This window comes from Burkholderia sp. BCC1977, assembly GCF_905339595.1.
In the GTDB taxonomy this organism is placed as follows: domain Bacteria; phylum Pseudomonadota; class Gammaproteobacteria; order Burkholderiales; family Burkholderiaceae; genus Burkholderia.
Genome location: NZ_CAJPGQ010000021.1, coordinates 84,312 through 103,712, shown reverse-complemented (window position 1 = coordinate 103,712; position 19,401 = coordinate 84,312). Strand labels below are relative to the sequence as shown.

General features: G+C 70.4%; 23 protein-coding genes. 7 read left to right on the top strand and 16 right to left on the bottom strand.

What is annotated here, in order from left to right; genetic code table 11:
* Positions 1-94: 94 nt before the first annotated feature.
* Positions 95-1,579: a glycine betaine/L-proline transporter ProP gene (gene proP, locus U5771_RS18895; protein WP_322025375.1), complete on the top strand. Its 1,485-nt coding sequence runs from the start codon at positions 95-97 to the stop codon at positions 1,577-1,579.
* Between the two features lie 86 nt (positions 1,580-1,665).
* Here proP and U5771_RS18890 read toward each other — a convergent pair whose 3' ends face one another.
* Both U5771_RS18890 and U5771_RS18885 read right to left on the bottom strand, forming a co-directional pair.
* A complete protein-coding gene (locus U5771_RS18890) occupies positions 1,666-1,863 on the bottom strand; it encodes a hypothetical protein (protein WP_044844954.1) in 198 nt (65 codons plus the stop codon).
* 329 nt (positions 1,864-2,192) lie between these two features.
* The gene (locus U5771_RS18885; RefSeq protein ID WP_322025374.1) at positions 2,193-2,822 is read right to left on the bottom strand and encodes a glutathione S-transferase; all 630 of its coding nucleotides are present in this window, start codon (positions 2,820-2,822) and stop codon (positions 2,193-2,195) included.
* A gap of 170 nt (positions 2,823-2,992) precedes the next feature.
* On the opposite strand from U5771_RS18885, the gene phaZ reads away from it, so the two are divergent.
* The gene (gene phaZ / locus U5771_RS18880) at positions 2,993-4,216 is read left to right on the top strand and encodes a polyhydroxyalkanoate depolymerase (RefSeq protein WP_322025373.1); all 1,224 of its coding nucleotides are present in this window, start codon (positions 2,993-2,995) and stop codon (positions 4,214-4,216) included.
* Here phaZ and U5771_RS18875 read toward each other — a convergent pair.
* The 11 genes from U5771_RS18875 to madL all read right to left on the bottom strand — a co-directional run bounded on the left by U5771_RS18875 (position 4,203) and on the right by madL (position 13,341).
* A complete protein-coding gene (locus U5771_RS18875) occupies positions 4,203-4,871 on the bottom strand; it encodes a phosphoribosyltransferase (RefSeq protein WP_322025372.1) in 669 nt (222 codons plus the stop codon). The genes phaZ and U5771_RS18875 overlap by 14 nt on opposite strands.
* A 174-nt stretch (positions 4,872-5,045) precedes the next feature.
* Positions 5,046-5,567 carry a phospholipase D-like domain-containing protein gene (locus tag U5771_RS18870; protein ID WP_322025395.1) on the bottom strand — a complete coding sequence of 174 codons (522 nt, stop codon included), beginning with the start codon at positions 5,565-5,567 and terminating at the stop codon, positions 5,046-5,048.
* Between the two features lie 162 nt (positions 5,568-5,729).
* Entirely contained in the window at positions 5,730-6,662 is a 933-nt protein-coding gene (gene mdcH, locus U5771_RS18865) for a malonate decarboxylase subunit epsilon (RefSeq protein WP_322025371.1), read from the bottom strand.
* Complete coding sequence (gene mdcB / locus U5771_RS18860; RefSeq protein ID WP_322025370.1) at positions 6,659-7,552, bottom strand: triphosphoribosyl-dephospho-CoA synthase MdcB; 894 nt, start codon at positions 7,550-7,552, stop codon at positions 6,659-6,661. Before mdcB ends, mdcH begins: the two co-directional genes overlap by 4 nt.
* Positions 7,549-8,217, bottom strand: coding sequence for a malonate decarboxylase holo-[acyl-carrier-protein] synthase (mdcG, locus tag U5771_RS18855; protein WP_322025369.1), 669 nt, complete (start codon positions 8,215-8,217; stop codon positions 7,549-7,551). The genes mdcB and mdcG overlap by 4 nt, the downstream gene beginning before the upstream one ends.
* Entirely contained in the window at positions 8,204-8,911 is a 708-nt protein-coding gene (gene mdcE, locus U5771_RS18850; protein ID WP_322025368.1) for a biotin-independent malonate decarboxylase subunit gamma, read from the bottom strand. The genes mdcG and mdcE overlap by 14 nt, the downstream gene beginning before the upstream one ends.
* A 199-nt stretch (positions 8,912-9,110) precedes the next feature.
* A complete protein-coding gene (locus tag U5771_RS18845) occupies positions 9,111-10,034 on the bottom strand; it encodes a biotin-independent malonate decarboxylase subunit beta (protein ID WP_322025367.1) in 924 nt (307 codons plus the stop codon).
* Positions 10,031-10,345 carry a malonate decarboxylase acyl carrier protein gene (gene mdcC / locus U5771_RS18840; protein ID WP_322025366.1) on the bottom strand — a complete coding sequence of 105 codons (315 nt, stop codon included), beginning with the start codon at positions 10,343-10,345 and terminating at the stop codon, positions 10,031-10,033. The genes U5771_RS18845 and mdcC overlap by 4 nt, the downstream gene beginning before the upstream one ends.
* 10 nt (positions 10,346-10,355) lie before the next feature.
* Entirely contained in the window at positions 10,356-12,002 is a 1,647-nt protein-coding gene (mdcA, locus tag U5771_RS18835) for a malonate decarboxylase subunit alpha (RefSeq protein ID WP_322025365.1), read from the bottom strand.
* A gap of 164 nt (positions 12,003-12,166) precedes the next feature.
* Positions 12,167-12,934, bottom strand: coding sequence for a malonate transporter subunit MadM (gene madM / locus U5771_RS18830; protein WP_322025364.1), 768 nt, complete (start codon positions 12,932-12,934; stop codon positions 12,167-12,169).
* Positions 12,935-12,945: 11 nt separating this feature from the next.
* Positions 12,946-13,341: a malonate transporter subunit MadL gene (madL, locus tag U5771_RS18825; RefSeq protein ID WP_044844919.1), complete on the bottom strand. Its 396-nt coding sequence runs from the start codon at positions 13,339-13,341 to the stop codon at positions 12,946-12,948.
* A gap of 333 nt (positions 13,342-13,674) precedes the next feature.
* On the opposite strand from madL, the gene U5771_RS18820 reads away from it, so the two are divergent.
* Both U5771_RS18820 and U5771_RS18815 read left to right on the top strand, forming a co-directional pair.
* Positions 13,675-14,523, top strand: a complete 849-nt coding sequence (locus U5771_RS18820) for a LysR substrate-binding domain-containing protein (protein ID WP_039322076.1) — start codon at positions 13,675-13,677, stop codon at positions 14,521-14,523.
* Positions 14,524-14,702: 179 nt separating this feature from the next.
* On the top strand, positions 14,703-14,981 hold the full coding sequence (locus U5771_RS18815) for a DUF4148 domain-containing protein (protein WP_322025363.1): 279 nt from the start codon (positions 14,703-14,705) through the stop codon (positions 14,979-14,981).
* 39 nt (positions 14,982-15,020) lie between these two features.
* On the opposite strand, the gene U5771_RS18810 is transcribed toward U5771_RS18815, so the two are convergent.
* Positions 15,021-15,938 (bottom strand): 3-hydroxyacyl-CoA dehydrogenase NAD-binding domain-containing protein, encoded by a 918-nt coding sequence (locus U5771_RS18810; RefSeq protein ID WP_322025362.1) that lies wholly within the window; start codon positions 15,936-15,938, stop codon positions 15,021-15,023.
* Between the two features lie 244 nt (positions 15,939-16,182).
* On the opposite strand from U5771_RS18810, the gene U5771_RS18805 reads away from it, so the two are divergent.
* Entirely contained in the window at positions 16,183-16,623 is a 441-nt protein-coding gene (locus U5771_RS18805) for an Hsp20/alpha crystallin family protein (protein WP_322025361.1), read from the top strand.
* Positions 16,624-16,639: 16 nt separating this feature from the next.
* Positions 16,640-17,050, top strand: coding sequence for an Hsp20/alpha crystallin family protein (locus U5771_RS18800; protein ID WP_322025360.1), 411 nt, complete (start codon positions 16,640-16,642; stop codon positions 17,048-17,050).
* 118 nt (positions 17,051-17,168) lie between these two features.
* On the opposite strand, the gene U5771_RS18795 is transcribed toward U5771_RS18800, so the two are convergent.
* Positions 17,169-17,471 carry a zf-TFIIB domain-containing protein gene (locus U5771_RS18795; RefSeq protein ID WP_322025359.1) on the bottom strand — a complete coding sequence of 101 codons (303 nt, stop codon included), beginning with the start codon at positions 17,469-17,471 and terminating at the stop codon, positions 17,169-17,171.
* A gap of 60 nt (positions 17,472-17,531) precedes the next feature.
* The gene (locus U5771_RS18790) at positions 17,532-18,287 is read right to left on the bottom strand and encodes a TerC family protein (RefSeq protein ID WP_322025358.1); all 756 of its coding nucleotides are present in this window, start codon (positions 18,285-18,287) and stop codon (positions 17,532-17,534) included.
* A gap of 108 nt (positions 18,288-18,395) precedes the next feature.
* Here U5771_RS18790 and U5771_RS18785 point away from each other — a divergent pair, with 108 nt between their 5' ends.
* Positions 18,396-19,289 (top strand): LysR family transcriptional regulator, encoded by an 894-nt coding sequence (locus tag U5771_RS18785; protein WP_322025357.1) that lies wholly within the window; start codon positions 18,396-18,398, stop codon positions 19,287-19,289.
* Positions 19,290-19,401: the final 112 nt, after the last annotated feature.

Sequence of the window (19,401 nt, the reverse complement as noted above, 5' to 3'; positions counted from 1 at the left end):
TTAAAGGCTTGCCCCGACGCGCAGCACACGACATCGCGCTCGCCGGCAAACCGTGTCGGACGGCCCGCCCGTTCCGGCGCAGTCAAAGGAGTGCATGACCTTGACCGCAACACACGTCAGCCCGACCGCTGCTTCTTCCTCCCCGTCGTCCGGCGAGGCCCCGCTCGCCGCGGACGACATTACCGTCGTCGACCAGAGCCTGCTCAAGCGCGCCGTCAGCGCGATGGCCATCGGCAATGCGATGGAATGGTTCGACTTCGGCGTCTACAGCTATATCGCCGTCACGCTCGGCAAGGTGTTCTTCCCGTCCAGCAGCCCGTCCGCGCAGTTGCTCGCGACCTTCGGCACGTTCGCCGCCGCGTTCCTCGTGCGCCCGCTCGGCGGCATGGTGTTCGGCCCGCTCGGCGACCGCATCGGCCGCCAGCGCGTGCTCGCCGCCACCATGATCATGATGGCCGTCGGCACCTTCGCGATCGGCCTGATCCCCAGCTACGCGTCCATCGGCATCATGGCGCCCGTGCTGCTGCTCGTCGCCCGTCTCGTGCAAGGCTTCTCGACCGGCGGCGAATACGGCGGCGCCGCCACCTTCATCGCCGAGTTCTCGACCGACAAGCGGCGCGGCTTCATGGGCAGCTTCCTCGAGTTCGGCACGCTGATCGGCTATGTGATGGGCGCCGGCGTGGTCGCGCTGCTCACCGCGTCGCTGTCGCAGGAAGCGCTGCTGTCGTGGGGCTGGCGCGTGCCGTTCCTGATCGCGGGCCCGCTCGGCCTGATCGGCCTGTACATCCGGATGAAGCTCGAGGAAACGCCGGCGTTCAAGCGCCAGGCTGAAGAGCGCGAAGCGCAGGACAAGGCCGTGCCGAAGGCGCGCTTCCGCGAAACGCTGATGCGCAACTGGCGCGCGCTGCTGCTCTGCGTCGGCCTCGTCCTGATCTTCAACGTGACCGACTACATGGTGCTGTCGTACCTGCCGAGCTTCATGTCGTCGACGCTGCACTTCGACGAATCGCACAGCCTCGTGCTGGTGCTGATCGTGATGGTGCTGATGATGCCGCTGACGCTGGCCGCCGGCCGCCTGTCGGACCGGATCGGCCGCAAGCCCGTGATGCTGGCCGGCTGCGTCGGCCTGCTGGTGCTGTCGATCCCGTCGATGATGCTGATCCATGCGGGCACCACCGCGTCGGTGTTCAGCGGCCTCCTGATCCTCGGCGTGCTGCTGTCGTGCTTCACCGGCGTGATGCCGTCGGCGCTGCCGGCGCTGTTCCCGACCGAGATCCGCTACGGCGCGCTCGCGATCGGCTTCAACGTGTCGGTGTCGCTGTTCGGCGGCACGACGCCGCTCGTCACCGCGTGGCTCGTCGACGTGACCCACAACCTGATGATGCCCGCGTACTACATGATGGGCGCGGCCGTGATCGGCATCGTGTCGGTCGTCGCGCTCGCCGAAACCGCGCGCCAGCCGCTCAAGGGCTCGCCGCCGGCCGTCGCGTCGCGCCGCGAGGCACACCAGCTGGTGCGCCAGCTGCGCGAGGAAGACGACGCGGAAATCTACGGCGTCGTGTCGACCGCGCGCGCCTGAGCGTCGTCCATGAAAAAGCCCCGGCAAAAGCCGGGGCCCGATCGATCCGATCCGCCCGACCGGCTTGCGCCGGCCGGGCGTTTTTTTTATGCATGCGCTTCGCAGTGGCGGCAGAAGATCAGCGCGCGCGAACGCGACACCGCAGCCTGCGCGCCACGCGCGGCGACGATCAGGCCGACCTGGCCGAGATTGAAATCGCGCTCGACCATCAATTGCGTCAGCGCGGCAAGCGGCAACACGACGGACGGGTGGTACAGGCTCGATTCGATCAGGGCTCTCATCATCGGCTCCATCAGGCAATGCATATTCGATGGAGTGGATTCTAGGGATCGGCCGCATCCGGATAAACAGCACGAATGCGAAGTCACTTGTCAGCGGCGGAGAACAATCGGCTGCGCCTTGCCGGGCGGGCCCGAGCGGGTGGCGAGCGGCGGCTTGGGAACGCGAACGGATCGACGCGAGGGGGTTTTCCGGATGCCGCGCCGGATGAAAACGGCCGGCCGGGCATCCGCTTACCGCCGGCCGGACCGATGCGCGCTGGATGCCGGCACCGGCGGGGCCTGACCGGTCGCGCCGCCCCGCCCCCGGCCTGCCGATGCCGCCGGCGCCGGCTTCAGTCGAGCGGTGTCTCGACAAACGCCGGCAGCGCTTCGGCGCGCGCCGAATGCGCGGCGAGCGCCGGATAACGGGCCGGATCGATCCGCGCGAGCGCCGGGTAATCGGCGGCCATGAACTGCGTGAAACGCCATGCGACGGCGACAGTCACGTCGGACTGCAGCAGGCGCGCGCCGCCGAGCCAGCCGTTCGCGGCCGCGACGAGCGGCTCGAGTTCGCCATACGCGGCCTCGAGCTGGCTCAGCACGCGCTCGAGCCACGGCGCGTGCTGCTTGTCGGCCGGCCGCAGCGCCTGTTCGTACACGACCTGCACCGTCTTCTCGGCCGCCGCCAGCGCGAAACCGACCGGCACCAGCGCGCGCAGCCGCGCATCGGCGGCGTCGGGCAGCAGGCGCCGCTCCGGCGCGACGCGATGATCGAGGTAGTCGACGATCAGCGACGAATCGATCAGCGTCGCACCGTCGTCGGTCACGAGCGTCGGCGCCTTCACGACCGGGTTGAAGGTCCGGAACTGGTCGAACTGACGGAACACCGAGATCGACTCGTGTTCGAACGGCAGGTCGAGCAGCTTCGCCGAAATGGCTGCACGGCGCACGAACGGGGAATCCAGCATGCCGATCAACTTCATCGCAAACGCTCCGCGTGAGGGAATGGGACCGACGACTGTAGCAGCGCCGTGCGTCGCCGCCTAGCGCCGCGCGTGCTTGATGCGCGTCACCCGGTCACGTATCCGACACCCGCTGCGCGGCCAGAGTGACCATAATGCAGATTCACGCCTCTTCCGCCCCAAGGTTTGCCATGTGGTATGCCGTCGTCGAGCAGCAGCGGGAATGGATGCGCGCCTGGCGCGCGGCGACACGTCACGCGTTCGACGTATGGCCCGCCGCGACGCTGCCGCACGCCGCGTCGTCGTGCTACGACGACCTGTTCGAGCCGCTCTTCGGGCCGGCCGCGGGACCGCCGTCCTTCGAGATCCGGCGCCCGGCCGTCGACGAGCGGATCGTCGCGCGCACGCCGTTCTGCCAGTTGCGGCGCTTCTCTCGCGACGAGGCGCGGCGCACGGTCCTGCTGTGCGCGCCGCTCGCGGGGCACGCGGCCGTGATGATGCGGGAGACCGTCGAGGCGCTCCTCGCGGACGGCGACGTCTGCGTGACCGACTGGGTCAATGCGCGCGACGTCCCGCAGGCGGCGGGCCGCTTCGGGCTCGACGAGTACGTGGCGACGCTCGACGGCTTCGTCGACGCGCTCGCCCGCGACGAGCGGCCGCTGCACGTCGTCGCCGTGTGCCAGGCCACCGTTCCCGCGCTCGGCGCACTCGCGCTGCGCGCCGCGCGCGGCCTCGCACCACCCGCGAGCGTCACGCTGATCGGCGGGCCGCTCGACGCGCGTGTCAACCCGACCACGCTCGGCACCACGGCCGCGTCGCGTTCGCTCGCGTGGTGCCGCCGCCACCTGATCGACATCGTGCCGCCCTGCTTCCCCGGCCGTGGCCGGCACGTGTTCCCGACCTATCTTCAGCAAGGCGAGATCGCGCTGCTGTATCCGCAACGCTTCCTGACGCTGATCGAGGACTACGCGCACGCCGCGTCGCACTTCGACCTGACGGCGCTGGCGGACGCGCGGCGTGCGCTGCGCGAATACACGGCGCTGCTCGACATGCCGGCCGAATACTTCCTGGATACCGTCGATATCGTGTTCCAGCGAATGTGCCTCGCGAACGGCACGTGGGACGTCGGCGGCCAGCGCGTCGAGCCGGCCGCGCTGCGCGGCGTCGCGCTGCTGACGGTCGAAGGCGCTCGCGACGCGGTCACCGGCGCCGGCCAGACGCACGCGGCACTCGAGATGTGCCGCAGCCTCGCGGCCGGCGAGCGTCAGCGTCTCGATATCGACGATTGCGATCACTACGGGCTGTTCACGGGCGCGCACTGGCACGGCGACGTTCATCCGGCGCTGCAGCGCGTGTTCGCGCAGGCCGAGGCCGATCGCCCAGGATCGCGCCGGCGCCGGATCAGGCGGACGTGATGTCGTCGTCCGGCGCGCGGGCCGCATCGAGCAGCGCACGCACCTCGTCGTCCCCGGTCTGGTCGAAACGCGCGTAGAACTGGCTGATCCCGAAGAACGACAGCGGCTGCAACACCGTCACGAACGCGTCGGCCAGATCGTCGAACGCATGCCGGGCGCCGGCCGGCGCGACGGGTGCGGCGGCCACGATGCGTGCGGGATGGCGCTCGCGCAGCGCCTGCAGTGCGACGCGCATCGACGCACCGGTCGCGACGCCGTCGTCGACGACGATCGCGATGCGGCCGTCGACCGGCAGCGGCGGCCGCACGCCGCGGTACAGCATGTCGCGGCGCTGCAGTTCCGCGGTCTCGCGCACGATCACGTCGGCCAGTTGGGCATCGGACACCCCCATCGAGCGGATCGCCGAGTGCTGCAGGTGGATCGCCCCGCCGGTCGCGATCGCGCCGATCGCGAATTCGGGATCGGACGGCATGCCGAGCTTGCGCACGACCAGCACGTCGAGCGGCGCGCACAGCGCCTGCGCGATCGGGAATGCGACCGGTACGCCGCCGCGCGGCAGCGCGAGCACGACGACGTCGCGACGCCCCGCATAGTCGTGCAGCGCGTGCGCAAGCTGGCGACCCGCGTCGGTGCGATCAGCAAAACACTCGGTCACGATCGGCTCCCTGCCGTTGCGCCGGATGCGCGACACCCGTCGCCGGCGCCTGTCCAACGAGCATGGTTCATCGGGCGCGCCGATGCAAGCGGGGTCAAACCGGCGTGCGCGGCATGCGGATGGCGGCAGCGCAAAGGATGGGGGAGTTCGCCCGGGCGGGCCGCCGTTCAGCGGTCAGAGCCCGCCGGCCTGCCGGTACAGTCGCCAGAACGACTGCGCGTACGACTGCGCGAGTTCCGGTGCACGGTGGAACACGTTCACCGTTTCCGCGTGCGCGGCCGCGCCGTCGGACAGCGTCGTCAGCGCGACGCTGTCGTCGACGATCACGAAGCGCGGCGCGGGATCGCCGTGCCGCGAATCGATCGCGACGTCGATCCCTGCCGATTTCAGATAGCCCGCGCCACTGTACTTGCCCGCACGCGACGAACGCACCAGCACGACCCGCACTTCGATCCCGCGCGAGCGCGCCGCACGCAGCGCCGCCGCGACCGCGGGCGGCACATACGCGTAGCCGGCCAGCAGCACGCGGCGCTGCGCCTGACCGATCAGGTCGACGGTCGCGTCGGCCGCCGCATTGTCATACGAAAAGTACGTGCCGACCGATGCGGCATCGGACGGAATCGGGCTGGCGTGGGCGGCAGCCGCGCAGCAAAGCGCGGCGACGAGGAAGGCGGCTGGTCTCATGGCGGGCGCAATTGTAGCGACGCCAATACGCGTGACAAGCGCCTGCTGCAGCGCTGCTGCGCCGGCGCAACACCCGACGCGCAACGACCGGCCGGAAGGCGCGGTTTGAGCCGGGTTTGAACCGGATCTGAAGCGGTTCCGACGCGTGTGATCCGGCCGCTTGCGCGCCGCCGGTCAGCCGGCCGCGACGCGCGCGAGCCAGCTCGCGATACCGTCGACGGAACGGAAATCCGCGACGCTGCGCGCCGGCAGCGCCGGATACGCGCCGCCCGCCATCTCGGCCAGCGCGCGGCCCGGGCCGAGTTCGAGAAACGCGGTCGCGCCGGCCTCGACGCACGCGGCCAGGCAGGCCGCCCACTCGACCGGCTCCGCGATCTGGCGCGCGAGCTTGTCGAGCCCCGCGTCGACATCGAGCACCGACGCGCCGTCGATCCCCGAGAACAGTCGCGTACCGGGCAACGGCCGGCGCACGTGCACGGCGGCCAGCGCCGCGCGAAACGCGGGCACCGCCGACGCGAGCCGGCGCGTGTGCGACGCGATCCGCACGCACACGGGCGCGACGCGCAGCGCACCGTCGCGTGCCGCATCGTCGGCCACCGCGGCGACGTCGGCCTGCCGCCCGGCCAGCACGAACGCATCGCCGGGATTGGCGATCGCGATCGCCACGTCGCGGCCGTCGCAGAGTTGCGCGAGCCGCGCACGCGTCAGCCCGCGCACGAACACCATCCGTTCATCGCCGCCGCTCGCGGCATCCATCGCGCGCGCACGTGCATCGGCCAGGTCCAGCGCGTCGTGCGGATCGATCATCCCCGCGACGCTCCACGACGCGACTTCGCCGACACTGTATCCCGCGACACAACGACGCCGCGGCCACACCGCCTCGAGCAACGCGGTCGCCGCGAGCGCCTGCACCGTGCAGAGGATCTGCGCGGCGCGGTTCTCGCGCAGCGCGTCCGGTTCGGCATTGCGCACCCAGTCGCGCGGATCGTCGCCGAGGAGCCGTCCGGCGTGCGCGAACAGCGCATCGGCGTGCGGCACCGCGCCGGTCAGCTCGAACATGTCCGCACGCTGTGCGCCTTGCCCCGAACACAGGATCGCCAGCGTCATCGTCCCTCCTCGTCCGGTTCGTCGGCTTCGTCCGCTTCGTCCACCTCGAGCGCATCGACGAACACGCTCATCGCCAGCAGGTCGGCCGCACCGCCCGGGCTCAGCCGACGGGCGACGAACGCACGGTGCGCGGCGACCGCGCGCAGCCGCCAGTCGCGGGCACGAATGCCGCCGCGGGCGACGAATGCGCGTGCCGTGGCCCGCGCGAAATCGAGACCGCCCTGCCCGCCCCGGTGCAGCAGATTCGTATCGTCGAGCGCGGCGATCAGCGCGAAGCAGGCGTCGACGCGCGCGGCCTCCGGGTCGTCCGGCACGCAGCGCCGCGCACGGCGCAGCGCCGGCAGCCCGACGCCGTACACGGTCGCGAACCCGTCGGCCGCCTCGCGACGCGCGCCGCCGACGCCGTAGCGGCGGCTCGCGCGCTCGCCGTGACTGTCGGGCAGCCGCGGGCCGCCGAGGATGTCGGTGCCCCACCGCCGCGCGACGAACGCGCCGAGCGTCATCGTACGTGCCGCGGTGCCGGGCACCGTGCGGCGGCCGGCCGCCGCGCACAGCAGCCCGAGCCCGAAGATCGCGCCGCGATGCGTGTTGACGCCGCCGGTGGCTGCGAGCATCGCGTGTTCCGCGCGCAGCCCGATCTTGCGCAGCACGGCCATGTCCGCGTCGCGCGCGCCGGCGTCGGCGAGTTCCGCGAAGTACGGCCGCAGCACGGCCGCGCTGCGCGCGAACGTCACGGCGTCCATGTCCGCATGGCTGCCGGTGTCGACGTGACTGACGAGGCCCGGCTTCGGATAGGTCTCGATTTCCAGCACGAGGCTGCGCTCGGCGAGTTCGCCAAGGCGCTCGGCGTCGGACGGCGCCGTCGCGCGGCAGGCGGCCCAGGCACTCATCGCGTGTCTCCGGTGAATGCATCGGCAGACATCAATTCGACGGCAATCGCCGTCTTGACCGCGACTTCAGGCAGCCGCGCATGCAGTTCGCGCCAGTTCACGCCCGCGCCGTCGTCGCGCAGCAGTTCGCCGTCGATGCGCATCGGCGCGCGCGCGTCGAGCGCCGCCAGGCCGTCGAGCAGCACGGCGAGCGATGCGGCGTCCGGCAGCGGAAACACGACGTCGAGATCGGAGGACGCGCTCAGGTAGCGCTCGCCCGTCAGCGCCTGCCACGCGAGGCTGCCGAACACGCGGCCCTGCACGCCGCAGCGCGCACCGAGCGCATCCAGCTCGCGCAGCGTCGCGTGCCATGCGTCGGGGGCGACCGCGAGCACCTCACCGAGCGTGGGCAGCGGACCGACCGACGCGAGCGCGTCGGCGGCGACGTTCAGTGCGATGCGCCGCTTGCCCGCGGAAGGCGGCAGCGGCAAGCCGAGCGGCACGCGCCCCGCCTCGGCCTCGTCGGGCGACGCGCGGCGCACGATCAGCGGCCAGCGGTGCGCAACCCACGCCTGCACGAGCGGCTCGGCCGCCAGCGCGGGATCGCGCGCGCAGGCCGCGCGCCACCCGGCCGCCGTCAGCGTGACGAGCGTGTGGCGGCGCAGCGGCGTGTCAGCGTGCGGCACGCGCGAGTGCCTCGACGCGCCGCGCGACGTCGGCCGCGACCGGCCGGCCGCGCGCCGCACGAGCGTCGGTGCGATCGACCGGCCGGCCGAGCCATTCGCCGACCTGCGCGTCGAGCGCGCGGGCCGGATCGAGCACGGCGTCGACGGCGCCCATCTTCACGAGGTTGTCGAGCCCCGGCGCGAACACCGGCGTCGCGCGCGCCATCTCCTTCAGCACGTCGATCGGCAGCTTCGTCACGCGCGCCATCGACGGCAGGTCCATCACCTCGGGCTCGGCACCCGGCAGCGCGAGCAGCGTGCGCGTCGCGAGCGCGGTCGCGATGAACGCGCCCGCGGCCGTATGGCCGTACAGCAGGCCGATGGTCCGGTGCCCGGCAAGCTCCGCGTGCATCAGGCATTTCGCGAGATGCGACAGCCCCTCGTTCAGGCCGAGCAGTTCGTCGCGCTTGCTCATCCGCTGGCTGTCGCTGTCGACGAGCACGAGAATCGGCGTGTCGCCGCCGCGCTCGATCGTGTCGAGCACGTGCGACGCGAGCGTCAAGGCTTCGTCGATGCCGAACGGCAGCCGGTCCGCGACGCCGATCACGTCGACGCGCGTGCCGGTCGGATCAGCGTGGCCCGTCAGCAGGCCGCCGGTTCGCTCGATCGAATGACCGTTGGGAAACAGCGCGTTCAGCACTTCATCGAGCGTCATGCTGCCTCCTGCCGGGCCGCCCCAAGGGGCGTAGCGGGACATTCGCGGAGCATCGCTGCGCGACCGCGCGGCCGGCCGGCTTTGCAAAAACGGCCGCGAACGGCAGGCGCCCCCTCGGGGGGAACCATGCATGGGACCGGAGCAAGCGCTGAAGCGCCAACGCCGGTCGACAGCGAACGAAGTGAGCGTGGGGGTCGTTTCATTTCTGGTCCTGTAACTGGTCGGCGAGCGTCGCGAATGCGTCGTCGGGCATGCCGGGAATCGCTTCCGGCTCGCTCGCGCCGAGCGCACGCCACACGTCGAGCGCATCCTTGCAGGCGCCGAACCGTCCGACCCGCGCCTCGAGACGCGCCTGCTCCGCGCGCAGCATCGCCGCATCGAACTTCGGCGCACGGCCGAGCAGTTCGAGCGCGGCCGCGCGGAACGCGTCGGGCGTATCGGCCACATAGCGATCCGCGCCGCCGATCAGCCGGCGGTGCTTGCCGCCCATCGTGCGCCAGATCAGCGCGCGGTCCTTCGCATCGAATTCCTCGACGCCGCGATTGGTCTCGATCACCTCGGGCCCCGACACGCTGATGCGCCCCTGCTCGGACACCGCGAGCGCGGAGCAGCACGCGGCGAGCAGCCCGCCGCCGCCGTAGCAGCCCGCGCGCCCGCCGATCAGCCCGATCACCGGCACGCCGGCCGCACGCGCCTCGACGAGCGCACGCATGATCTCGGCGATCGCGAGCTCGCCCGCATTCGCTTCCTGCAGCCGCACGCCGCCCGTATCGAACAGGATCAGCACCGGCGTGCCGAGTTCGCGCGCCGCACGCAACAGCCCCGTGAGCTTCGCGCCGTGCACTTCGCCGAACGCGCCGCCCATGAAGCGGCCTTCCTGCGCGGCGACGAACACCGGCTTGCCGTCGAGCCGGCCGTGGCCGACCACCATCCCGTCGTCGAACTGCTGCGGCAGGTCGAACAGCGGCAGGTGCGGGCTCGTCACGCGCTCGCCCGGCCCGAGGAATTCCGTGAAGCTGCCCGCGTCGAGCAGCCCGTCGACGCGCTGGCGCGCCGACGCTTCGTACCAGCTCGCGCCGTTCGCGACGAACGCGGGTGCGTCGTGGATCACGTCGGTCATCACGCTTCCCCCTCGATCGCGCGCACGGCCTGTGCGAGCCGCAGCGACACCATGTCGGGCCGCGCGCCGCCGTCGTTGATCGACAGCTTCAGCCCGCCCGGCGCACGCCGTTCGACGAAGTCCGACACGACGGCCTGCCACACCGCGCCGAAACCGACCGCCGCGGTGCGGATGTCGATCTCGCATTCATTGCCCGGCAGCACGCGCTCGACGAGCACCTCGAGATTGCCGGACGCGACCACGCCGACGAGCGCCGTGACCAGTTCGCCCTGCGCGCGCGCACGCGCGGTGAAGCGATAGTTCAACTGTTCCATGCCCTCTTCCTCACCAGTTGCGGAACCGGGCCGGCGGCGCATAGAGCCCGCCCGACCAGTGCACGAGGTCCTTGATCGAGCGCGCGGCAAGCCAGCGGCGGTCGGCGTCGAGCGGATCGATGCCGAGATCCTCCGGGCGGCGAATTACGCCGCGCTCGCGCAGCCGCTCGACCATCTTCCGGTCGCGGCCGCGGCCGACGTCCGTATAGCCGGCCACGCCGCGAATCGCGTGCTCGCGTTCGTCCTTGTCGCGGCACATCAGCAGGTTCGCGATCCCTTCCTCGGTGACGATGTGCGTGACGTCGTCGCCGTAGACCATGATCGGCGCGAGGTCGAGCTGCAGCTTGTCCGCGAGCTTCAGCGCGTCGAGCTTCTCGACGAACATCGGCACGTTCTTGTCGCCGAACGTCTCGCCGATCTGCACGACCAGCTTGCGGCCGCGCCTGAGCGCCGCCGGCGTGTCGGGGTCGGCTTCCGCGCCGGCCTTCAGCCACGGCTCGCTCGGGTGACGCCGGCCGCGCGCGTCGCTGCCCATGTTCGGCGCGCCGCCGAAACCGGCGATCCGCTCGGCCGTGACCGTCGACGAATGGCCGGACAGGTCGATCTGCAGCGTCGAGCCGATGAACATGTCGCATGCATAGAGGCCGGCGGTCTGGCAGAACGCGCGGTTCGAGCGCAGCGACCCGTCGGGGCCCGTGAACCACACGTCGGAACGCGCGCGGATGTAGTCGTCCATCCCGACTTCGGAACCGAAGCAGTGGATCTGCTCGACCCAGCCCGATTCGATCGCGGGAATCAGCGTCGGGTGCGGATTGAGCGCCCAGTGCGTGCAGACCTTGCCCTTCAGCCCGAGCTTCGCGCCGTAGGTCGGCAGCAGCAGCTCGATCGCGGCCGTGTTGAAGCCGATCCCGTGGTTCAGGCGCTTGATCCCGTACGGTTCGTAGAGGCCCTTGATCGCGAGCATCGCGGTCAGGATCTGGGTCTCGGTGATCGCGGCCGGGTCGCGCGTGAACAGCGGCTCGACGTAGAACGGCCGGCCGGCCTCGACGACGAAATGCACGCGGTCGCCCGGAATGTCGACGCGCGGCACCTTGTCGACGATGCGGTCGACCTGCGCGATCACGATGCCGTCCTTGAACGCGGTGGCCTCGACGACGGTCGGCGTGTCTTCCGTGTTCGGGCCGGTGTACAGGTTGCCGTCGGCATCGGCGCTGACCGCCGCGATCAGCGCGACCTGCGGCGTGAGGTCGATGAAGTAGCGCGCGAACAGCTCGAGATAGGTGTGCACCGCGCCGAGCGCGATCTTGCCGCCGAACAGCAGCTTCGCGATGCGCTGCGACTGCGGGCCGGAATACGCGAAGTCGAGACGCTTCGCGATCCCGCGCTCGAACACGTCGAGATGCTCGGGCAGCACGACGCCCGACTGCACCATGTGCAGGTCGTGGATCTTCGCGCTGTCGACGTCGGCGAGCGCCGTCGCGAGCAGGTCGGCCTGCTTCTGGTTGTCGCCTTCGAGGCACACGCGGTCGCCGGGCCGCAGCACCGCTTCGAGCAACGCGACGGTGTCGCGCGCATCGACCCGCTTGCCGCGCGCGAAGGCCGCGCCGGCCGCGAGGCGTGCATCGCGCGCCTGCCGCGCGTGATTCCATCCCGTCATGAACAGTTCTCCCGCTTCGATGGTTCAGCGGCATTCTAAGCCTGGCGCCGCCGCCGATTGATGATGTTGACGAATGCGACTCAGAGGACGCCGCGATGGATGCGGCCCGCCGGGGCCCGCGCATGCCGGCTGCACGCGTGTGCCGCCGGAATCGCACGCGACGGCTATGCGCCGACCAGCGCGCGCGTCGTGAAGAACAGCACCGACGGCCCGAGCAGGCAGCCGACGCCGGTATGGAACGTCGCGACCAGCGCGCCGTACGGCACGAGCCGGCGATCGGTCGCGGCAAGGCCCGCGCTCACGCCGCTGACGGTGCCGGCCAGGCCGCCGAAGATCATCGCGGAGCGCGGCGTCTTCAGGCCCATGAAGTTGGCCGCGACCGGCGTGCCGACCATCACGATGATCGCCTTCACGAGCCCCGTCGCGATGCTGAGCGCGATCACGTCGGAACTCGCGCCGATCGCCGCGCCCGTGACGGGCCCGACGATGTAGGTGACGGCGCCCGCGCCGATGGTCGTCATGCTGACCGCATCGGTATAGCCGAACGCGCGCGCGATGCACGCGCCGACGATGAACGGCAACACCGTGCCGAGCAGCAGCGACACGACGCCGACGAGGCCGGCCTTGCGCGCCTCGGTCGGCTGCACTTCGAACGCGGTCGCGACGATCGCGAAATCGCGCAGCATCGCGCCGCCCATCAGGCCGACGCCCGCGAACAGCCGAACGTCGGCCAGCCCCTTCTCGCCGCCGGTGAACGCGCCGCCGGCATACGCGAGCGCAAGACCGATCACGATCGCGATCGCGGAGCCGTGCACGCGGCCGAAGGTGAGCTTGCGCGACGCGATCGACGACAGCCACATGATCAGGCCGACCAGCGCGAACGACGCGACGAGCCCGTTGTGGGCGACGGTTTTTTCGAGCATCTGCAGCATGGCGGCCTCCGTCACTGTTCTTCGAATTGCGGCACGCCCGCGAAGGCCGTGTCGTCGCGCCCCGTGCGCACGAGTACCGCGATGCAGCAGGCGCAGATCGCGACCGCGCCGATGGCGGCCAGCAGCGCGACCGGCCCGCCCTTCAGCGCGGCGACGACGTTCTGGTTCGCGGCCATCGCGACGACGACCGGGATGTACATCGCGCCCCAGAAACCGACGCCCGCCTCGGTCTCCTTCGGCAGCCAGCCGCGCCGGTGCAGCCACAGGCGCAGGCAGATCAGCAGCAGCATCGCGATGCCGACGCCGCCGACGTTGGTCTTCACGCCGATCGCGGCGCCCAGCAGGTCGCCGAGGAACAGTCCGGCCAGATGGCAGAACGCCAGCAGCGCGGTTCCGTAGATGATCATGAGTCGTCTCCAGTCTCTTCGTGACGGGCGCCTGACGCGTGCGGGAGCCAGGCCCGCACGGCGGTCCCGGGCGCGGACGATCGGTCTCCCGCGGCGGGGCGCCGCGGCCCGGCGGCTCGTCGTGCGAGCGCGTTCTCGGGCGGTCGATGGGATGATGCGGTTTCGGGCCGGACGCCGGATGGCTTAGACTGACCGAGGCAGCCGGCGGCGCGACACGGGCTACGCGTCCGGTGCGCCCCGTTTGCATGGGCCGCACCGGGGCGTGATCCGATACTAGCGCCGCTCCATCCGGCCATTTATGAAGTTGTCGAAACCGATTCAGTGGATTTAGCAATGCGTCCATTACCGCCCGAGCTGCTGCGCAGCTTCGTCGCCGTCGCCCAGTCGGGCAGTTTCACCGCCGCGTCCGAGCGCGTGAGCCTGTCGCAGTCGACCGTGAGCCAGCACATCCGCCGCCTCGAGGAGCTGCTCGACCGGCCGCTGTTCGAGCGCGACACGCGCAACGTGCACCTGTCGCAGCACGGCGACGCGCTGTTCCGCTATGCGGTGCGCATCCTCGAACTGATGGACGAGGCCGTCACGTCGGTATGCGGCCCGCCGCTGTCGGGCAAGGTGCGGCTCGCGATGTCGGAGGATTTCGCGTCCGCGCACCTGACCGCCGCGCTCGCGAGCTTCGTGCAGCGCAATCCGGAAGTCGAGCTCGCGATCTCGACCGGGCTGTCGGGCGACCTGTTCGATGCGCTCGACGAAGGCCGTCACGATCTGGTGTTCGCGAAGCGCGTCGCGGGCAGCCGGCGCGGCCGCGTGATCCGCAGCGAACCGCTGTACTGGTGCACCGGCCCCGATTCGCGGATCACCGGCCACGAGGCCGTGCTGCCGCTGGCGATGCATCCAGAGCCGAGCGTGTCGCGCCGCCGCGTGCTCGAATCGCTCGAGGCGGTCGGGCGCCCTTACCGGATCGCCGTCGTGAGCAGCAGCATCGCGGTGCTGCGCGCGGCCGCGAGCGCCGGGCTCGGCGTCAGCGCGTTCGCCGGCTACGTGATTCCGGCCGGACTCGCGCGGCTCGACGCGGGGCTGCCCGAGCTCGGCGAGCTCGAATACGTGATCGACCGGCCGGCGGCCGCGTCGCGCTCGACGCTCGCGCTCGAAGCGACGTTGATCGCGGCGGCGGCCGAGCTGTAACGACGATAGCCTTGGCCGTCACGCCGACGCCGCCGCACCGCGGCGTCAGCGCGCAACTGACAGTCTTGCCCGGAACGCGTCAGCGTCCGCGCAGTACCCGCTCGCGACAATGGGCGCCATCGGAATGCACGGCAGTGTGCCGCGCGTCCGCTGTCCCGTCCCCTTGATCGGAGCACACCATGAACGTCTTGCGATTCGCCGTCGCGACCGCGGCAGCCGCGCTGCTGTCCCCCGCCTTTGCGCAAACCGATGCCGGCGCCCCCGCGCAGGGCCTGACGCGCGCGGAAGTCGTCGCCCAGTTGAAACAGGCCTACCTCGACGGCGAACTGCCGACCAACGACGGCAACTATCCGCCGAATGCCGCGACGCGCGCGCGCAATCGCGAACTGGTGCAGGCCGCACAGCCCGCGTGGCTCGCGCAGACGCCGCAAGCGCCGCAAACGGCCGTGCAGCAATAGCCTTCACGGGCCCGGCCGACACGCGGCGCGACGACGCGCTCAGGGCAGGAAGCTGCGGCGCCGCGCGTCGATCAGCTCGACGAGCAGCCGGTCGCGCTCGGCCGCCAGTTCCTGCATCGAACGCTCGCCCTGGATCGCGCGCAGTTCGTCGTTCAGCTTGCGATCGACGGCCGGATCGAACGACGGCGTGCCGAGGTCGTCCCACCACGTCGTGATCGGGCCCGACAGGTGTTCGAGGAAATGCGCGATCCCGCCCGCGCCGCCGCCGAGGTGATAGGTCAGGCACTGCCCCATCAGCCCCCAGCGCAAGCCCGGGCCCCACGCGACCGCCTTGTCCGCATCGGCGACGCTCACCACGCCTTCGCCGACGAGGTGATACACCTCGCGAAACAGCGCGGCCGCGAGCCGGTTCGCGACGTGGCCGGTCATTTCCTTGTTCAGCACGATCGTCTGCTTGCCAAGCGCGTCGTAGAAATCCTTCACGCGCGCGATCACGCCCGGGTCGGTCGCGTCGCCGCCGACCAGCTCGACGAGCGGAATCAGGTGCGGCGGGTTGAACGGATGCGCGATCAGGCAGCGTTCCGGATGCTTGTCGCACGCGGTCTGGATCTCGGACATCTTCAGGCCCGACGAGCTCGATGCGATCGGCACGCGCGCGGGCAGCACATCGTCCATCCGACGGTACAGCGCGCGCTTCAGGTCGAGCCGCTCGGGGCCGTTTTCCTGCACGAAATCGACGCCGTCGAGCGCACGCACGAGATCCGCGTCGAACGACAGCCGCGCGGAAAGTTCGGCGGCCCGCTCGCCGAGGAATGCCGCGAGCGCGTCGCGCAACCGCGCGTCGGCCTGCGGTGCAGGATCGGTCGCGACGACGTCGAAGCCCTTCGACAGATAGAAAGCCGCCCAGCTCGCGCCGATCACGCCGGCCCCGACGATCGCGATGCGTTGAATGTCCATGTCCGTACCGTCTCCGTGGTCTGTGGATAGCGCGACGATTGTCGCATCGATTCCCGTCACGACGCGTTGACGCAGGTTGCAGTTTCCCTCTTGAAAACCGCTGCGGCGCCTCTAATTACCCGTTGCCAGGCAGTGCCGGTCACGCGCACTGCCCCCGTTTCGACTCAGCGGAAAACCGTGCGTCGCACGCGCCATCGGCGTCGCGTCGTCGCGTCTTTCGCGTTTCATGTTCCGGAGGACCTTCATGAGCGGTATTCATTTCGGCAACGACCTGTTCGACGAATTCGCCCGCGTGCAGCGGCAGATGGCGAACCTGTTCGGCGAGCTCCCCACCGGCATCCGCGCGGTGCGGCCGAGCGCGTTCCCCGCGCTGAACGTCGGCGCGACCGACGACGCGATCGAGATCGTCGCGTTCGCCCCCGGCATGGCCGCGGCCGACTTCGACGTCTCGATCGACAAGGATCTGCTGACCATCAGCGGCGAGCGCAAGCCCCTGCCGCACGAGGCCGGCGACGACGTGCGCACCTATGCGCAGGAGCGCTTTCACGGCGCGTTCCGCCGGGTCGTCGAGCTGCCGCAGAACGCGGACGCCGACAACGTCAGCGCCCGCTATGAAAACGGCTGCCTGCTGATTCGCGTCGGCCGGCGCGAGGCATCGAAGCCGCGTGCGATCACCGTTCAATAACCTTCAGGATAACGACATGAATACGAGCCAGACCCTGACCGAACGCCAGACCGGTGCCGCTCAGTCCGCCGCCGCCGAAGCCGCGCGCCGGCCCGCGATCACGCCGGCCGTCGACATCGTCGAAGACCGGCAGCGCGTCACGCTGCGCGCCGACCTGCCCGGCGTGCCGCGCGAGAACCTCGACGTGAAGGTGCACGACAACACGCTGACGATCGAGGCCGACACGCGCATCGACACGCCGGCCGACCTGCGCGTGCGTCATGCCGAAGTCCGCGCGCCGCGCTTCGTGCGCACGTTCGTGCTGAGCCCCGATCTCGATACGTCGCGGATCGATGCGAGCCTGCGCGACGGCGTGCTCACGCTGACGATTCCACGCCGCGAGGAAACGCGCCCGCGCCGCATCGACGTGACGGCCGGCAACGCGTAACGCCGGCGCGTGTTCATCACGCGACGCGCATGACAAAGCCCCGCCGGGCATGACGCCCGGCGGGGCTTTTTTCGACGCGCGGCGTGGTACGCGCGCCATCGCATTCGAGGTTCGACGTTCAATCGAAATCGAACAGGTCGAACACCGATTTCTTGCGACGCTGGCCGTCGTGCCTGTGACGCTCGTCGTGCGAGCGGCCGTCGCGCCCCCAGCCATCGTCACGCCCGCGCGGCGCCTGCGCATCGTGCCGCACCGGCACCTCGTCGCGACGCGCCGGCGCATCGCCCGTTTCGCGTGCGATCAGCTTGTCGAGTTCACCGCGATCGAGCCACACGCCGCGGCACGTCGGACAGTAGTCGATCTCGATCGACTGGCGCTCGGCCATCAGCAGGTCGGGTGTCTTGCAGACCGGACATTTCATCGCGCTTCTCCTTTCGTTGAGAATTCCGAATCAAGGGCGGGCCCCGGCCCGCCCGCTCACTCAGTGGCCTTCGCCTCGCGCCGCGCGCTTCGTCTTCGCGCGCCGCGCCAGCATGTTCATGCCCTCGACGAATGCCGAGAACGCCATCGCCGCGTAGATATAGCCCTTCGGCACGTGCGACCCGAAGCCTTCCGCGATCAGCGTCATGCCGATCACGACGAGGAACGACAGCGCGAGCATCACGACGGTCGGGTTGCGGTCGATGAAGCGTGCGAGCGGCTGCGCGGCGAACAGCATCACGGACACCGCGACGATCACCGCGACGAACATGATCGGAATGTGCTCGGTCATGCCGATCGCGGTCACGATGCTGTCGATCGAGAACACGATGTCGAGCATCACGATCTGGCCGATGGCGGCCCACACCGTCAGGCCGGCCGCGCCGCCGGACCCGCCCGCGCCGTCGCCGTCATGCGACACGTGGTGATGGATCTCGGTGGTCGCCTTCCACACGAGGAACAGGCCGCCCGACAGCAGGATCATGTCGCGCCACGAGAACGCGTGGTCGAACAGCGTGAACACGGGTTCGGTCAGGCTCGCGATCCACGCGACGCTGCCGAGCAACCCGAGACGCATCACGAGCGCGAGCGCGATGCCGAGGCGCTGCGTGCGGGCGCGCTGCGCTTCGGGCAGCTTGTTGCTGAGGATCGAGATGAAGATCAGGTTGTCGATGCCGAGCACGACTTCCATCACGACGAGCGTCAGGAGCGCGGCCCAGACGGCGGGGTCGGCGGCAAGCGTCAGCAGGTAGTCCATGAAAAGGGCCGATTCGAATGTGGAAAGCCCGATGATAGGCGCCCCACGACTTCGAAAAAATCAGAGAGAATCTGATCTTTGGTTCGGTTTTTACGAAATATTGATCCGATGCTGAATTTTCGACATCTGTACTATTTCTGGGTCGTGGTGAAGGAAGGCGGTTTCGCGCGCGCCGCGGAGCGGCTCGACATGGCCGTGCAGACGATCAGCGCGCAGGTTCGCGAACTGGAAAAGTCGCTCGGCCACCAACTGCTGCGCCCGGCCGGGCGCGGCGTCGCGATGACCGATGCCGGCCAGGCCGCGTATGCGCGCGCCGAAGTCATCTTCGAGATGGGCCGGCTGATTCCCGACGAAGTGCGCGCCGCGGCCAGCCAGCCGACCGTGCGGCTCGCAGTCGGCCTCGCGGACGGGATCTCGAAGCTCGCCGCGCATGCGATCCTCGCGCCGGTGCTCGATACGCCCACGCTGCGGCTGCTGTGCCACGAGGGCGAGCACGACGCGCTGCTCGCGGAACTGGCCCTGCATCACCTCGACCTCGTGCTGGCGGGCCAGGGCGCGCCGTCGGGGTCGAACCTGCGCGTGACGAGCGAGCGGCTCGTCGCGTCGCCGGTCGACTGGTACGGGCCCGCGGCGCTCGTCACGCCGGCCGCGCGCCAGCGCTTTCCGCAGTGCCTCGCCGAGCTGCCGGTGCTGCTGCCGACCGCCCATTCGGCGCTGCGCGCGCGTCTGGACCTGTGGCTGGAACGGGAACGGATCGTGCCGCGCGTGGCCGGGGAATTCGAGGACAGCGCGCTGATGGCCGTGTTCGCGGCGCGCGGCCTCGGCGTGTTTCCGCTCAGCGAACTCGGCGCGAACGACGCATCGTTGCTGCGCGGTCTGCGCCGGCTCGGCCGGGCGGGCGACGTGACCGAGGAGATCCATGCGATCCGCTCGCGGCGCGGCGAACACCATCCGCTGGCGTCGCAACTGCTCGCCGCCGCGCGGCCGGCGCCGGCCGGCTGAAGCGAGCGCGACATCAAACGAAACTATAATGACGCCCCGGCCATACGAGATTGCCACGCGCATCGCACCGGCCCCGCCGCTGCGTGCGTTGCGCCCGCAGCCCCGCGCGGCA

Bases quoted from the DNA above. Each gene is read 5' to 3' on its own strand.
- madM (WP_322025364.1), bottom strand. From the start codon at position 12,934: ATGCTGCAGATGCTCGAAAAAACCGTCGCCCACAACGGGCTCGTCGCG.
- U5771_RS18795 (WP_322025359.1), bottom strand. From the start codon at position 17,471: ATGAAATGTCCGGTCTGCAAGACACCCGACCTGCTGATGGCCGAGCGC.
- U5771_RS18820 (WP_039322076.1), top strand. From the start codon at position 13,675: ATGCGTCCATTACCGCCCGAGCTGCTGCGCAGCTTCGTCGCCGTCGCC.
- madL (WP_044844919.1), bottom strand. From the start codon at position 13,341: ATGATCATCTACGGAACCGCGCTGCTGGCGTTCTGCCATCTGGCCGGA.
- U5771_RS18785 (WP_322025357.1), top strand. From the start codon at position 18,396: ATGCTGAATTTTCGACATCTGTACTATTTCTGGGTCGTGGTGAAGGAA.
- proP (WP_322025375.1), top strand. From the start codon at position 95: ATGACCTTGACCGCAACACACGTCAGCCCGACCGCTGCTTCTTCCTCC.
- mdcB (WP_322025370.1), bottom strand. From the start codon at position 7,552: ATGAGTGCCTGGGCCGCCTGCCGCGCGACGGCGCCGTCCGACGCCGAG.
- mdcC (WP_322025366.1), bottom strand. From the start codon at position 10,345: ATGGAACAGTTGAACTATCGCTTCACCGCGCGTGCGCGCGCGCAGGGC.
- mdcH (WP_322025371.1), bottom strand. From the start codon at position 6,662: ATGACGCTGGCGATCCTGTGTTCGGGGCAAGGCGCACAGCGTGCGGAC.
- U5771_RS18810 (WP_322025362.1), bottom strand. From the start codon at position 15,938: ATGGACATTCAACGCATCGCGATCGTCGGGGCCGGCGTGATCGGCGCG.
- mdcA (WP_322025365.1), bottom strand. From the start codon at position 12,002: ATGACGGGATGGAATCACGCGCGGCAGGCGCGCGATGCACGCCTCGCG.
- U5771_RS18885 (WP_322025374.1), bottom strand. From the start codon at position 2,822: ATGAAGTTGATCGGCATGCTGGATTCCCCGTTCGTGCGCCGTGCAGCC.
- mdcE (WP_322025368.1), bottom strand. From the start codon at position 8,911: ATGACGCTCGATGAAGTGCTGAACGCGCTGTTTCCCAACGGTCATTCG.
- U5771_RS18890 (WP_044844954.1), bottom strand. From the start codon at position 1,863: ATGATGAGAGCCCTGATCGAATCGAGCCTGTACCACCCGTCCGTCGTG.
- U5771_RS18790 (WP_322025358.1), bottom strand. From the start codon at position 18,287: ATGGACTACCTGCTGACGCTTGCCGCCGACCCCGCCGTCTGGGCCGCG.
- phaZ (WP_322025373.1), top strand. From the start codon at position 2,993: ATGTGGTATGCCGTCGTCGAGCAGCAGCGGGAATGGATGCGCGCCTGG.
- U5771_RS18800 (WP_322025360.1), top strand. From the start codon at position 16,640: ATGAATACGAGCCAGACCCTGACCGAACGCCAGACCGGTGCCGCTCAG.
- U5771_RS18815 (WP_322025363.1), top strand. From the start codon at position 14,703: ATGAACGTCTTGCGATTCGCCGTCGCGACCGCGGCAGCCGCGCTGCTG.
- U5771_RS18805 (WP_322025361.1), top strand. From the start codon at position 16,183: ATGAGCGGTATTCATTTCGGCAACGACCTGTTCGACGAATTCGCCCGC.